20 protein-coding genes and 1 pseudogene are annotated in these 12,776 nt (G+C 62.2%); 16 read left to right on the top strand and 5 right to left on the bottom strand.

Annotated features, from left to right (window positions below; translation table 11 throughout):
• Positions 1 to 619: 619 nt before the first annotated feature.
• The 4 genes and pseudogenes from DDQ68_RS21895 to DDQ68_RS24345 all read left to right on the top strand — a co-directional run bounded on the left by DDQ68_RS21895 (position 620) and on the right by DDQ68_RS24345 (position 2,202).
• Positions 620 to 1,405 (top strand): COG4705 family protein, encoded by a 786-nt coding sequence (locus tag DDQ68_RS21895; protein ID WP_109658201.1) that lies wholly within the window; start codon positions 620 to 622, stop codon positions 1,403 to 1,405.
• A gap of 195 nt (positions 1,406 to 1,600) precedes the next feature.
• A complete protein-coding gene (locus DDQ68_RS21900) occupies positions 1,601 to 1,855 on the top strand; it encodes a hypothetical protein (protein ID WP_162550336.1) in 255 nt (84 codons plus the stop codon).
• A 99-nt stretch (positions 1,856 to 1,954) separates the two neighbouring features.
• Positions 1,955 to 2,005: pseudogene (locus DDQ68_RS24905) on the top strand (hypothetical protein); the annotation flags it as partial.
• Positions 2,006 to 2,067: 62 nt separating this feature from the next.
• Positions 2,068 to 2,202: a hypothetical protein gene (locus DDQ68_RS24345; RefSeq protein WP_281271055.1), complete on the top strand. Its 135-nt coding sequence runs from the start codon at positions 2,068 to 2,070 to the stop codon at positions 2,200 to 2,202.
• A gap of 740 nt (positions 2,203 to 2,942) precedes the next feature.
• On the opposite strand, the gene DDQ68_RS21915 is transcribed toward DDQ68_RS24345, so the two are convergent.
• Positions 2,943 to 3,410 carry a hypothetical protein gene (locus tag DDQ68_RS21915; protein ID WP_109658205.1) on the bottom strand — a complete coding sequence of 156 codons (468 nt, stop codon included), beginning with the start codon at positions 3,408 to 3,410 and terminating at the stop codon, positions 2,943 to 2,945.
• Between the two features lie 122 nt (positions 3,411 to 3,532).
• Positions 3,533 to 3,691: a transposase gene (locus DDQ68_RS21920; RefSeq protein ID WP_109658206.1), complete on the bottom strand. Its 159-nt coding sequence runs from the start codon at positions 3,689 to 3,691 to the stop codon at positions 3,533 to 3,535.
• Positions 3,692 to 3,971: 280 nt separating this feature from the next.
• Here DDQ68_RS21920 and DDQ68_RS23235 point away from each other — a divergent pair, with 280 nt between their 5' ends.
• The 10 genes from DDQ68_RS23235 to DDQ68_RS21965 all read left to right on the top strand — a co-directional run bounded on the left by DDQ68_RS23235 (position 3,972) and on the right by DDQ68_RS21965 (position 9,092).
• Complete coding sequence (locus DDQ68_RS23235) at positions 3,972 to 4,178, top strand: hypothetical protein (RefSeq protein ID WP_211320199.1); 207 nt, start codon at positions 3,972 to 3,974, stop codon at positions 4,176 to 4,178.
• Between the two features lie 33 nt (positions 4,179 to 4,211).
• Positions 4,212 to 4,655: a transposase gene (locus DDQ68_RS21925; protein WP_109658207.1), complete on the top strand. Its 444-nt coding sequence runs from the start codon at positions 4,212 to 4,214 to the stop codon at positions 4,653 to 4,655.
• Positions 4,656 to 4,698: 43 nt separating this feature from the next.
• Positions 4,699 to 5,421: an IS3 family transposase gene (locus tag DDQ68_RS21930; RefSeq protein WP_109658208.1), complete on the top strand. Its 723-nt coding sequence runs from the start codon at positions 4,699 to 4,701 to the stop codon at positions 5,419 to 5,421.
• Between the two features lie 223 nt (positions 5,422 to 5,644).
• Positions 5,645 to 6,409 (top strand): phenylalanine 4-monooxygenase, encoded by a 765-nt coding sequence (phhA, locus tag DDQ68_RS21935; RefSeq protein ID WP_109658209.1) that lies wholly within the window; start codon positions 5,645 to 5,647, stop codon positions 6,407 to 6,409.
• A 51-nt stretch (positions 6,410 to 6,460) separates the two neighbouring features.
• A complete protein-coding gene (locus tag DDQ68_RS21940) occupies positions 6,461 to 6,721 on the top strand; it encodes a hypothetical protein (RefSeq protein ID WP_162550339.1) in 261 nt (86 codons plus the stop codon).
• A gap of 399 nt (positions 6,722 to 7,120) precedes the next feature.
• Positions 7,121 to 7,369, top strand: a complete 249-nt coding sequence (locus DDQ68_RS21945) for a 4a-hydroxytetrahydrobiopterin dehydratase (RefSeq protein WP_109658210.1) — start codon at positions 7,121 to 7,123, stop codon at positions 7,367 to 7,369.
• A 178-nt stretch (positions 7,370 to 7,547) separates the two neighbouring features.
• On the top strand, positions 7,548 to 7,835 hold the full coding sequence (locus DDQ68_RS21950) for a hypothetical protein (RefSeq protein ID WP_109658211.1): 288 nt from the start codon (positions 7,548 to 7,550) through the stop codon (positions 7,833 to 7,835).
• Between the two features lie 48 nt (positions 7,836 to 7,883).
• A complete protein-coding gene (locus tag DDQ68_RS21955) occupies positions 7,884 to 8,192 on the top strand; it encodes a transposase (RefSeq protein ID WP_109652459.1) in 309 nt (102 codons plus the stop codon).
• Positions 8,189 to 8,743 carry an IS3 family transposase gene (locus tag DDQ68_RS21960; RefSeq protein WP_109658212.1) on the top strand — a complete coding sequence of 185 codons (555 nt, stop codon included), beginning with the start codon at positions 8,189 to 8,191 and terminating at the stop codon, positions 8,741 to 8,743. Before DDQ68_RS21955 ends, DDQ68_RS21960 begins: the two co-directional genes overlap by 4 nt.
• A 49-nt stretch (positions 8,744 to 8,792) precedes the next feature.
• Entirely contained in the window at positions 8,793 to 9,092 is a 300-nt protein-coding gene (locus DDQ68_RS21965; protein WP_162550341.1) for an integrase core domain-containing protein, read from the top strand.
• Positions 9,093 to 9,208: 116 nt separating this feature from the next.
• Here DDQ68_RS21965 and DDQ68_RS21970 read toward each other — a convergent pair whose 3' ends face one another.
• Both DDQ68_RS21970 and DDQ68_RS23240 read right to left on the bottom strand, forming a co-directional pair.
• Positions 9,209 to 9,778: an IS630 family transposase gene (locus tag DDQ68_RS21970; protein ID WP_245897198.1), complete on the bottom strand. Its 570-nt coding sequence runs from the start codon at positions 9,776 to 9,778 to the stop codon at positions 9,209 to 9,211.
• A gap of 133 nt (positions 9,779 to 9,911) precedes the next feature.
• Positions 9,912 to 10,187 carry a hypothetical protein gene (locus DDQ68_RS23240; protein WP_162550306.1) on the bottom strand — a complete coding sequence of 92 codons (276 nt, stop codon included), beginning with the start codon at positions 10,185 to 10,187 and terminating at the stop codon, positions 9,912 to 9,914.
• Between the two features lie 130 nt (positions 10,188 to 10,317).
• Between DDQ68_RS23240 and DDQ68_RS24910 the strand changes: the two genes are divergently transcribed.
• Together DDQ68_RS24910 and DDQ68_RS25065 are read left to right on the top strand one after the other, a co-directional pair.
• The gene (locus DDQ68_RS24910; RefSeq protein ID WP_109658215.1) at positions 10,318 to 10,608 is read left to right on the top strand and encodes a transposase; all 291 of its coding nucleotides are present in this window, start codon (positions 10,318 to 10,320) and stop codon (positions 10,606 to 10,608) included.
• Between the two features lie 183 nt (positions 10,609 to 10,791).
• Positions 10,792 to 11,022, top strand: a complete 231-nt coding sequence (locus tag DDQ68_RS25065) for a hypothetical protein (protein ID WP_438830714.1) — start codon at positions 10,792 to 10,794, stop codon at positions 11,020 to 11,022.
• A 284-nt stretch (positions 11,023 to 11,306) separates the two neighbouring features.
• Here the strand turns inward: DDQ68_RS25065 and DDQ68_RS21985 are convergent, their stop codons facing one another.
• Complete coding sequence (locus DDQ68_RS21985; RefSeq protein WP_109658216.1) at positions 11,307 to 12,731, bottom strand: DASH family cryptochrome; 1,425 nt, start codon at positions 12,729 to 12,731, stop codon at positions 11,307 to 11,309.
• Between the last annotated feature and the right edge of the window lie 45 nt (positions 12,732 to 12,776).

The following is a 12,776-nucleotide window of genomic DNA, read 5'->3' on the forward strand; positions in this document are numbered from 1 at the left end:
AATGCGGGCACCTTCAGACCATGCTCAATAGGATAGTATCGCGGCCAGACTATAGCGGGCAGCTCTCGTTATTTCTCGACACCAGGTGGCGCGCGTGGGAAGCTTTACCACAGATTAAGCGCGGCGCTGCCCAATAGTAGCAGCCCGCAAAAACTGCCACCCACTGACCGTTACGTTTTCGCGCCGTAGCGTCACCAGTCACATAATGGTAGCCAGAAAGCTGGTTACTGAAGGGTTATGGGATGAACCGAATTATTCCCGCGCTTGTGAGCGTTTTCGGCACTTGGACCCTGTTTAGCACGTTGCCCGCGATCAGGCCCATGAGTAGGTTGTTCAGCACTTTGCGCCGTCGCGTTCCTTTCACGCCACTCAGCCAAGTAGCTTTGGCGGCCGCCTGGCCCATGCGGCGGCTGAGCACGCCCGCTAACCAGCGGGTAATGCCGCTACGTCAGGACAACAGTCTTGGCTCCCGGTCTAATTTACCGGGCGCGGCCAGCTTCGGCGACAAGCGCGGTGAGCCGGCAACTCCCAAAACTCTTCAGGATTGAGGCCGACCTTCACCCGCAGCTTCGGCGCGCGCCGGATTCTTCCTAAATCTTCTTACTCCCTCTCTTTTCTTATGACCCCTCCGCTGAAAGCCACGCTCGGCAAAGTACCGGCCGTCACCCTCGGGTTCTGGGTTATTAAAATCGCGGCCACGACCCTGGGCGAAACCGCCGGCGACGCGGTTACCATGTCCATGAATCTGGGCTACCTCACGGGCTCGCTCATTTTCGCCGCCATTTTCATGGTCGCCGTCAGCGCCCAGATTGCGGCCAAGCGCTTCCACCCGTTCCTTTTCTGGGGCGTTATCGTCGCGACCACCACGTTTGGTACCACGCTGGCCGATTTCTTCGACCGCTCGTTGGGTATCGGGTACGTGGGTGGCACGTCGGTGCTGCTAGCGTTGCTGCTGGGCTGCCTGGGCCTGTGGTATCGCACGCTGGGCACGGTATCGGTGAGCCGGCTCACCTCGCGCCCGGCCGAGATTTTCTACTGGGCCACGGTCATGTTCTCGCAAACCCTGGGCACAGCCGCCGGCGACTGGATGGCCGATGCCGACGGCGGGCTGGGCCTGGGCTACGGGGGCGGCGCGCTGGTATTTGCCGCCGCGCTGGCGGTAGTAGCCGCTGCGTATTACTGGACTAGCATCTCCCGCACCGTGCTATTCTGGGCGGCATTTATCCTCACGCGCCCATTAGGGGCCACGGTGGGCGATTTTCTGGACAAGCCCGTGGCTCACGGTGGCCTGGCCCTGAGCCGGTACACGGCCTCGGCGGTGCTGGCCATTTTCATTCTCGGTGCCATCCTTATCCTGCCCCAGCGGGCGGAGGAAGTGCCACCACTGGCGGCTGACGAAGCCTAAGCGTGGCCCCGGCGGGTGGGCCTGATTTCGCTCGTCGCTCGCTCTTATTGCTGATTTTATATCCCCCCCCTCACACTGTGAAAATCCTGCTGGTTAGTGATGAGCCCGCCCTAACCCAGGATGTGCAACGAATTACCCTTGCGACTTCCCATTATCTCGCTGATTATCAATAATATAATTAAATTCAGAAAAGGGTTGACCCTATTGTCTCTAGGGGGGCTCTCATGCCTGGGGCTCAGTGCCCACAGCCAGCAGCCGCCCCCACGGGCGGCGGCCCGGTCGGTCCAGCAGCTGCTGGCCACGCCCCAAACTGTGACAATAGGCTACTACGATGCTTCTGCCCCGCCCAAGCCGCGGATTAAATCGGGCGACGTGGTGCAGATGCAGACGCTGGTGGCGTATACGCCCGCGCTGCTGGAAGAAGCGGGCCCGCCGCCCGCCCAGGTGTAGCCCGAGCTACGGGCCATCATCCAGCAGGTAACGGACAAAGGGCCGGGCATTCACATCCTCACCGGCCCCATCTACGTGGAAGAAGCCCAGCCCGGCGACGTGCTCGAAGTGCGCATTCAGGACGTGAAGCTGGCCGTACCCTACGCCTATAACGCTTTCATGCCCGGCCACGGCGCGCTGTCCAACGATTTCCCGTATGCCCGCTGCGCATCGTGCCGCTGGACCTCAAGCGCCTGGTGGGGCTGTTCGCGCCCGGCATCGAGGTGCCGCTGCGGCCCTTTTTCGGCAGCATGGGCGTCGCCCCGCCCGACGTATCGGGCCGCACAGCTCCTACCCGCCCTGGATAAACGCAGGCAACATGGGGTCGCACTATAGTAGGAACGGAAAACAACGGTAAGGAATTTTGAGCAGGGCTATTGCCTCAAAAAACGTCCGTTTTAACGCTAACAGGGTCGTTTTTAGAAAGCAACGGTTTCGACAAAGCTAATTTGTTGCTTTTCCTTATCTCACCTATCAATGGCTCGTTTTAACCTCAAACACTGACTTATTGAGACAAATCGGCTAGTTTTTCGGGTTAAGAAAGGCTTACCGTTGTTTTCCGTTCCTACTATTATGCGAACCCAAGCACCGCCCGCGCTCGACGTGGCGATGGTGTGAGTGTACTACTCCTCAAAAACTGGACAGTTTAGCGGGGCACGTTAAGTAATATGTTTATGCTTGAATGTGTTGGTTTGAGTGAAGACCTGGGCGGGTGTCTGGCCGCGCAGGCTTTGGTGGGGTCGGCGATGATTGTAGTAGGCACACGCGTGTAATTGCTGGTGCAGGTGGTGGCCATCATCGGCCGGGTTGAGGTACTGTGCTCCCATTTAACCGTGCGCCAGAGCCGATCAATGAAGGCATTGTCGGTGGCGCGGCCCCGGCCATCGCGGCTGATGCGGCAGCCGGCGGCCAGCAGCGCTTGTTCGTAGGCCAGACTCATGAACTGGCTGCCCTGGTCGGAATGGAAGATGTGTGGGGCCGGGGCGACACGCAGGGCATCGGCCAGGGCCTGGAGGCAGAAGCCGACGCCGAGCGAGTTGGAGAGCTGTCAGCTCAGCACGTAGCGCGCGTGCCAGTCGAGCATGGCGGCCAGGTAAAGGAAGCCCTTGGCCATGGGCACATAGGTAGTGTCGGTGCTCCACACCTCATCCGGGGCCGTCGCCGGCCGGTCCCGCAACAGGTAGGGATAGGGCGTAACGCCTTGTCCCGGCACACGCAGGCGCGGTTTGGGATAGACCGGCTCGTGGCCCATCAGGCGCACGAGCCGGCGCACCCGCTTGGCATTGACGGCGTGGCCGGCCAGGCGCAGGTGGTCGCGCAGGCCGAGCATGCCCTTGAAATTGTGGTTGGTAAATTCATCGTCGAGCAGCCGCATGCGCTCCAGGTTGTACGCGCCTTCCCCGCACGGCTGGTAGTAAAAGCTACCGCGCGAGAGGCGCAGGCCCTGGCATCGGGCCTGCACCGGGTTGGCCGGGTCGGCGTGGGCGACCAAGGTGCGTTGCTGGGCTACCGACATGGTCCTAGTATTTTTTTTAGCAGCGCGTTTTCCACTTGCAGCCGGCCAATGGCCGCGTACAAGGGCTCTACATCCGGCACTGCTTCACCAGCAACGGGCATTTCGGCGAAGGCCTAGGATGCCTACTGGCGCAGTTGCAGCTTCCAGCGCGTGATTTGGGCCACGGCCAACTGGTAATGGGTGGCCAACTCGGCCAGCGGCTGGCGCTCGGTGAGCGCAGCCAGGGCCACCTCGGCTTTGAACTCAGCCGTGTAGCGACGGCGGGTGCGTTTTGGGGTCATAATCGAGCTAAGCTAGCCCGCTTTATGTGTCCAGGTTTTGGGGAGTACTACAGACAAGTGGCCGCTACCCCCACAACGCGGGCAACTTATTGTATTTAGCACCAAGCCAGAACTGAACGGGTATGTACTTTGGACGGCAGGAAGCTGGGCTGCGGGGGTAGTAAGTTGGTTCATGCTACAAACCAACTGGCTGTGAATGCAGTCTTTCTGCGTTGCGAAAAAACTTCATAAATATGCCCGTTAACAAAAATGCATTCGCCCGCTACGGTTGGATTGACGATTGCCTGCTTCGTCGACAACGCTAGAAGCCTTAATGGAATTTATAAGCGAAAAGGTGACCGATTTTGGGGTAGGGCAGGAAGATGGTATCAGCAAACGCCAAGTACAGGAAGATATTAAGCAAATGCGTCCAGGTGGCATGACCGGCTACGAAGCGCCGATTGAATACGACCGCGAAGCCAAAGGATACTTTGAGGTGGTCGGGTAAAAATGGACATGGAGAAAGTAATCTCCCCTTGTCATGGAAGCAGCAAAACCAGCCGGCGGACGGCAGCGAACGAAGTATGATGCGGCCTTTCGGACCGAGGCGGTTCGCCGCGTAAGCCAGGATGGGCAAGCGGCGACGCGGGTCGCGCAGGCGTTGGGCATGAGCGCGGCCGTGTTGGGCAAGTGGGTGCGGGCCGCCCATGCCCAAGCGGCCCGCCCAGCGGCCAGCGACGTGCTGGCGCAGGAAAACAAGCAGTTACGGGCCCAATTGGCCCGCGCGGAAATGGAGCGCGACATTTTAAAAAAAGCGCTGACCATCTCCCAAATGCTTGAGGCGCATTTTTACAACCGACGGGCCGATGAAACGCTTCGCTTACATTGCCCTGCATGCTCCCGGTTGGCCCGTGCGCACGCAGTGCCGCTTGCTGGATGTCAGCCCCAGCGGCTACTACGCGTGGCAGAAGCGCGCGCCGACTAGGGCCGAGCCAGCGCTGCCCGCCTAGCAAGTAGCCGCCCAGCGCGTGTTTACCACCCATGCTGGCCGTTATGGCCGCCGGCTGCGGGCCCAACTGCGGCGCGAAGGCCACGCGGTAGGCCGGCAGCGGCTGCACGTCTGTCTCAGCACCAGCGGCTTACGCGCCCGATGCACCCGCGCCAGCTCCCGGCCCCCGCGCACCACCCAGGCTAACCCGCAGGCCGTGGCCGCTGCGAACAAGTTAGCCACCTGGCCTGCGGCCACGGCCCCCAATCAAATTTGGGTCGGCGACATCACCTACCTGGCGCTGGCCACCGGTCAGTGGGCCTACCTGGCGTGCTGGCGCGATGCCTTCTCCCGGCGCGTGGTGGGCTGGCACGTGAGCGAGTCGCTGGATACGGACTCGATGCTGACCGCCTTTAACCGGGCGGTGGCCGTTTGCCAGCCCCCGCCCGGTCTGCTCGTGCATGCCGACCGCGGCAGCCAGTACACCAGCGAGGCCTTTACCACCCTACTGGACCGCACCCAGGCCATTGCCAGCCTGAGCCGGCCCGGCAACCCCTACGATAACGCGCTGGCCGAGAGCGGCTGGAGCACGCTCAAAACCGAGTTGCTGCCCCGCGGAGCCTGCTTTGCCGACGTGGAAGAAGCCCGGCTCGAACTAGCCGAGTACCTCGACCACTACTACAACACCCAACGGCTGCACTCCGCCCTGGGCTACTGCACCCCGCTCGAAGTCGAGCTTCACTATCTTTTCAACCTATCTTAGCTCGTTGTCCATTTCAACCCGACCACCCAGTCCGCCCAAAGAAGGTGCGCAGTTACGCTAAACCATTTTTTCTCGCTCTGGACAGGCTGATGGCGGTCATTCTAAACGACCCCCTGCCCGTGGCGCCGGAGGTGGTCACGGGATTCTTTCGCGCAGCCGTGTGCCGCGCAAACCATCTCCGCTTCTCCGGGTTCTGTCCCAAATCGGACTTCTCCCCCCGTTCATGAACCACGTGCCCCCCGCGGTCGCTGTCGACCAGGACTACGCCCGTTACACCGCCGCCGACCGGTGGGTGTGGCAAACCCTTTTTGAGCGCCAGATGCAAGTCCTGCCCACCGTCGCCGCCCGCCGCTTCGTCGATGGCCTGCCCACGGTCGATTTTCGGGCCGACAAAATCCCCGATTTTGCGCAGGTGAACCCGTTGCTGGCCACGGCCACCGGCTGGCAACTGGTGGCCGTGCCGGGCATCGTAGACGACCGCACGTTTTTCGAGCTGCTCGCGGCGCGTCGCTTTCCGGCCACGACCTGGCTGCGGACCCCGGCCCAGCTCGACTACCTCGAGGAGCCCGACATGTTCCACGACGTCTTTGCGCACGTGCCCCTGCTCACTGACCCGTACTTTACCGACTTCCTCCGGGCCCTGGGCGTCCTGGCCTTGCGCTACCTGCACGAGGGCCACGCCGTGGAACTGCTTTCGCGCCTATACTGGTTTACGGCCGAGTTTGGGCTAATTGCGGAAGGCGACCGGTTGCGCATCTACGGCGCCGGCATTCTCTCCTCGGCCGGCGAAACAACGTTTTGCCTCGGTGAGGCGGCGGTTCGCCGCCCGTTTGACGTGGCTGCCGTTCTGGCCACGCCCTACGTGAAGGACCGCATGCAGGACGTGTACTTCGTCATTGACTCGTACGCACAGCTGGCCGCCGCCGTGCCCGTGCTGGAGGCCGAGCTGCGGCAACGGTTGCCCCGCCCGCCCAAGGCCGCGGGCTAGCGGGTGCTGCGGCCCGTCGGCTCGGCCACGCGGGCGACTGCCCGCGAAGGATTGCCCGCTCCGCGCCGCAGCATCCGCCGCAGCATCCGCCGCAGCATCCGCCGCAGCATCCGCCGCAGCATCCGCCGCAGCATCCGCCGCAGCATCCGCCGCAGCATCCGCCGCAGCATCCGCCGCAGCATCCGCCGCAGCATCCGCCGCAGCATCCGCCGCAGCACCCGCCGCAGCACCCGCCGCAGCACCCGCCGCAGCACCCGCCGTCAAACCGGTCTCCTGCCTGCGGTTCGGACACACCAAAATAAGGCGTGTTGACGAGGCGGGCGGCGCGGCTGGAAACTACAAATAAGGGAGTCGGTGCTGCCCCAACCACGCGCTGTTCGGTCGAAGGAAGATTGCATGCGAAAAGGATGGTCCTGTTAGAAACCACTGTCAAACCGGCCCGTGGTGGTCAAGGTTAGGTAAACAGAAGCAGGACGTACTGTTGCTGCTCGGTTCTGCAACAGCCCCTGTGAGGTGGTCTTGGGGTGGTCTAGCCAAGCCGGACAGCGTTAGGGCGTTGGAGCGCCTCCAGAAGTGTGGGGCAGCCGGGTCAAGGGGTTCTCAGCACAAGGTCCGCCGGCCGTGGCCAAGCTTTTAGTGAAAATGGCTGCCCCACGCTTTTGGAGGCGTTCCTACAATGAACCCAGCAACTTATTCCCCCATGCCCTTTCCATGTGGATAGAACAAGATCATAGCCTTCAATGCCGCTTCCGTTTTGCTGATTTCAAGGTGGCCTTTGCGTTCCTTACCGAAGTGGCAGTTGAAGCCGAGCGTCTCGAACATCACCCTTGGTTCAGCAACGAGTATAACGTGGTAGCATTTCGTTTGTGCACCCACGATGCGGACAATAACGTGACCGCGCGGGACTATGAATTAGCAGCGGCCATTGATGCGATAGCAGGGCAGTACAATACTCTTTAGGATCCATTACGTGAGAGCATCAAAAAGTGTGGGGCAGTCGGGTCGTAGTCAAGTCAGGAGGGCGAGGGGCGGCTAACTGGCTCATTGCCCTTCACCAACAAGTACGGCTTCTCAAGTAACCTGCAAAGCGGTCGACCACCACTGCCCCACACTTTTTGATGCTCTCCTATTTTACACCTTGCCCCTGCAAGCGGCCCTGGGGGCCCTGCGCCTCAATAGCCGCGACGAAGCCGTCCGCTACGAGCCCCTGACCGGTGGGCCCAATGCCGCGCCTACGGCCGCCGTGGCCTGTACCGACTGGGCGCGTTACCCTTACTCGGTCATCCTGGTGCCGGGCAGCGGCCCCGAGCAGCCCGGCGTGGCGCTCGATTCGGCAGGAGCCAGGCGCTGCCGGCTGGCCGCGGCGCGCTACCGGGCGGGGCAGGCGCCGTTTATTGTGGTGTCGGGCGGTCACGTGCACCCGTGAGGTGGTCGGGTAAAAATGGACAGAATAGGGTCTTAACTTTCCAACTTTATGAAAGACAGTCCCCCACCTACCAAACGTCGGCGTTACGATGCCGCCTTCCGGGCCGGAGCCCTGCGCCTGGCCGGTGAAAGCCGCTCGACTCAGGCCGCCGCGCGCGCCTTGAACATCGACCCCAAGCGCATTTACAAGTGGCAGCAGCAAGCGCTTACGCCGGTGGCGGCCGCCCGTGGGGCGGAGCTGGACCCAGCCACGGCGGCCGAATTGCGGCCGTTGCGGGCTGCCAATCAGCGGCAGGCCCAGGAGTTGGACAATTTAAAAAAAGCCATCGCCATCTTTTCCGTGACCGACAGCCAATGAGTCGTTACCGCTTCATCGAGGTGCAACGCGCTCAGTGCCCCGTGCGCCGGCTCTGCCAGGTGCTGGGCATGCCGGCCAGCGGCTATTATGCGTGGCACCAAGCGCAACGGCAGGCAGTCAACCAGGAGCCACCCGCCTGGGAAGCGGCCTTGGTCCAAGTTTTCGCGCACCACAAACGCCGCTACGGCACCCGCCGGCTGCGGGTGGCCCTGCGCCAGAAAGGCTACCGGGTGGGCCGCCAGCGGCTACGTACGGCCATGCGCCGACGGGGGCTGCACGCGCTGCAACCCAAGGCCTACACTCCGCGCACCACCGACTCGCCCCACGGCCTGCGCTGCGCGCCGAATCGGCTGCTTGACCAGCCCAAGCCCACCCAGGCCAACCGGGTCTGGGTCAGCGATAGCACGTACCTGCCGCTGGCCAACGGTGACTGGGTGTACTTGTGCGCGTACCAGGACATGGCCAGCAAGCAGGTACTGGGCTGGCAGGTGGGAGTTTCGATGCCGGAGGAGCTTATTACCCGTGCCTTGCAGCGCGCTTTTTGGGCGTAACCGCCCACGCCCGGCTTACTGGTCCACTCCGACCGGGGTGGGCAGTATTGTGGCAACGTCTGTCTACCGGCAACTGCTCCACGACCACCAGGCCCTGCGCTCGCAGAGCCGCCGGGGCGATTGCGACGACAATGCCCAGGCGGAAAGCTTATGGTCGCGCCTCAAAACGGAGGTGCTCGAGCTACGGGAGCGGCCCGTTTTTGCCGACCTGGCCGACGCCCAGGCCAGCGTGGCCATCTATTTTGACTACTATAATCACGAACGTTTGCACTCCAGCATCGCCTATCAACTGCCGTATCACACTCACCAACAGCTTCTTCAACTTAATGCCCTAAACTGTCCAGCGTAATCGGACCACCTCACAGCACCTCTATATTGCGTGCAGTTCCAGACGCATGATATTGAATTTATGGAAGAGGTTGAGGTAATTCAGAGTTGTAAAGGATTGCTAGAGCGGTTTCCAAATCACTGTACATGATATCCACAATGGTTAAACCAATTTTTGGCATCCTGTTCGGTTACCCACTCGGCGGCGGCCCGGATGGCTTCCTCCAGCAGGTCGCGGGTAGGGGCCTTGGCGGTGCGCAGCCACGTCTTGAGCTTGCTAAAAGCCAGTTCAATGGGGTTGAAATCAGGCGAATAAGGCGGCAGGTAGCGCAGCCGTGCCCCGTATTTGCGCACGATATCGTCCAGCCTGTCCACCTTATGCACGGAGAGGTTGTCGAGTACCACCACGTCGCCCGGCCGCAGGGTGGGGCCGAGCACCTGGTCGAGGTAGGCGGCAAACACGTCGCCGTTGACAGCCCCGTTGACAGCCCCGTTGACGCTGAGCAACGCCCCGAGCCCGTCCGGGGTCAGGGCGGCGAGGAGCGTCACGTTCGGGCCGCTGAGCAACGGCACGGCCTGGTCCAGGCGCTGGCCGGCCGGGGCCCGGCCATAGCGGCGGCAGTAGGTGAGGTTAGTGCTCGTCTCGTCCACGAATACGAAACGGGTAACATCTTCTGGCTGAATGGCTTCCAAAAACAAGCGGCGCAAGGCTACGACGCGTTCGGTGTCACGCTCGGCGGCGTGGATGCTTTTTTTTTGCGCCCCCACCCCAGGCGCTCGACCGCCCGCCACGTACTCGTGCGGCTCAGGGCCGGGCCGGCGGCGGCGGCCAAGGCGAGGCTTATTTCGGCCAGTGTCGCGTCGGGCTGCGCCACCAGACAGGCCCGCAACAGGTCCTGGCCCGCAACAGGTCCTGGCCCGCCGGGTCCAGGCGCGGCATCGGGCCGCCGCTCGCGGGCAGGGCCGCCAGCGAACCGCTCGTACGTTGACGACGCAAAAGCTTGTCCACGAAGGAGATGGAAACGCTGAATTGCGCCGCCACTTGGTAAATCCGGGCCTGCGGCGCGGCACATGCCGCCGCTACCCGTTCCCGCAAATCAATCGAATACGCTTTCATAACAGAAGGTACGTGAAATTCTGTACATTGAATTGGAAACCGCTCTAAGAGCGTGTTAGGGAATCGCGGTAGGGAAAAAGAAAACGAGCCAGTAAGTTGCGGGCGGAGTTCCTAGGCTCCCGCCCGCCTTATGGTCGACTCGCATCAACCCCTCACTGACTCGCAATGGCAAGTTATCGCTCCGTCGTTGCCTACGCAACGAAAACGTCGTCATTGTCTACGCCAAGTAATTGATGCCGTGCGCTATGTCTGCCGCACGGGCTGCCAGTGGCGTTGCTTGCCCAGCAGCTTTCCCCCGCGGTCGGCCGTGTACTACTACTTCCGTCGCTGGCCGCTCACCGGCCGGTGGCAGGCCCTAACGGATGCTGTCAACCAAGCGGACCGGCTGGCCGCCAACCCCCTCGCTCGTCTGCCTCCATAGCCAAAGCGTGCGCCTCGCCCCGCGCATCTGTGAGCACCGGGGCGTCGACGGGGGCAAGCACGTCAATGGCCGTAAATGTCGGATTTTGACCGACGTACAAGGCCGCATTCTGGCTTGCCGGGTCCATGCGGCCAACGGGCACGACGGGGTAGAAGCCCTTGCCCTGCTGCCGGCCCGACCCAATTGGGCCAGCGCCTAATTACGGTGGTGACGGACAGGGGCTATCGCGGGCGCTTTGCCCGGCACCTGGCCCGCCTCGGGCTCACGCACCAAATTGGCAGCCGCCCGCCCAGTGCCCGCGGCTTCGTACCCGTGACGAAGCGTTGGGTCGTGGAGCGCGCCTTTGCCTGGCTCACCAGCTTCCGGCGGCTGGCCATCGACGACGAATACACCCCGCGCTCCCACGAAACCTAGCTGCTGGTGGCCAACATGACCAGGTGTCTCAATCGTTTAGCTCCCGCTTAATTTCCTAACACCCTCTAAACCAAGGCTATCGTGCGCCTCAACCACAAGCGCGCCGCCGAGGAGTTGGCCGAACACGTCCGCTACCTGCGCCCCGCCTACCAGGCTCTTCGCAAGCAGTAAACCGCCCTGGCCTTCCCGCTGCCGTAACGGCGGCCACCACCGGCCCGCAAGCCTAGCCCACCGCGTTAACCCCGCAGATGCGGCCGTTAGTTCTGCGCGCCCCACCCCGGCGGCTATCGGCTGTCATCTTCCCGGCCCCACTTGCGTACGTCTACCAGCGGGTTGGGATAGTCAACGCCCAGGCGCACGGCGAAGTGTTTCTGTTCGTCGTTGGTGAGCAACCCCACCGCGTGTACCTTGTCGGCGGGGACGTGCTCGAGTTGGGGCAGCCAGTGCTTCACATACTCGCCGGCGGGGTCGTAGTAAGTGGCTTGGCGCAAAATATCGAAGTAGCGGGTCTCGCGGGGGTCGTTGCCGACGCCCGCTACATAGAGCCAGTTACCCCAGTTCGAGCACGGGTCGTAGTCGATGCCCTGGCTCTCGAACCAGGCCGCGCCCCAACGCCAGTCCAGCTGCAAGTCCTTGACCAAAAAGCTAGCGACGTTCTGCCGCCCCCGGTTCGACATGAAGCCAGTTTCGAGCAGCTCCTTCATGTTGGCATCAATCAAGGGCACGCCCGTCTCGCCGAGCCGCCACTGCTCAAAGGTTCTCTGCGCCGATTTGGTAGTGGCCGGCATGTGCCGCAACGGTTCCTCCTTGAGTCCATTCGACCGAAAAATCCGGTTGCCGAACTTGACGGCTACGAAGCGGAAGTAGTCGCGCCAGAGCAGCTCGAAGCCCATCCAGTACGTTGATTCATTTTGGATCCGCTCGGTTTCGTAGCGCTGGATTTCGGCCAGCACGAAGCGCGGCGAGAGGCAGCCCAGCGCCAACCAGGCCGAAAACTTGGAGGAGTAATCCAAGCCCAGCATACCGTTGCGGGTTTCCTTATAGGTTCTGAGCAGGTCTTTGGTCCAGAAGTAGTCGTGCAGGCGATGAAAGGCTTCCGTCTCGCCGCCCCGAAAAGCCGGCCGGTACTCGGCCGCCGCGGGCACGGCCGGCACGGTTCCCAGCTCCAGGGTTTCGTTGAACTCCAGGTTGTCGGGCACGGCAAACATGGGTCGCACCTTCCCAAACTTCTCCACCTTGTTTTTGAACTGAGTGAAGACGTCGGGCAGGTTGCGCACTGGCATCGGCAGGTCATCAAGGTGGTGGAGCGTGGTTTGCCAGAACGTGCGCAGGGTGCGGCCGGCGGCCAGCAGGCGCTGCTCCAGGGCCGTTTCCACCGCCAGCTCCTCCTGCGTCACTTCCTCAGACGCGTACACCGCCTCGGCCCCCAGTTCCTGGGCCAGGGCCGGCAGTACCTCCTCAGGAAGTCCCACCCGAACGATGAGGTTGGAGCCTAACTGCCGCAGCCGCAGCCGTAGATCCTGCACCGACTCGGCCAGAAATTGCTGTCGCACGGGCCCAGTTTTGGCGAAACCCAACGGATGCTCGGCCAGCAGGCGCGGATCAAAGACGTAAACGGGCACTACCTGCACGGTTTCCTGGGCAGCCTGCCAGAGAGCCTCGTGGTCGTGGGTGCGCAAATCGTTGCGATACCAAAGAATAATTTTCATATGGGTTACGGAAATTAAGTGGTAGAACCTGGCGCAGTTCTGCGG

The organism is Hymenobacter nivis (genome assembly GCF_003149515.1).
Lineage (GTDB): Bacteria > Bacteroidota > Bacteroidia > Cytophagales > Hymenobacteraceae > Hymenobacter > Hymenobacter nivis.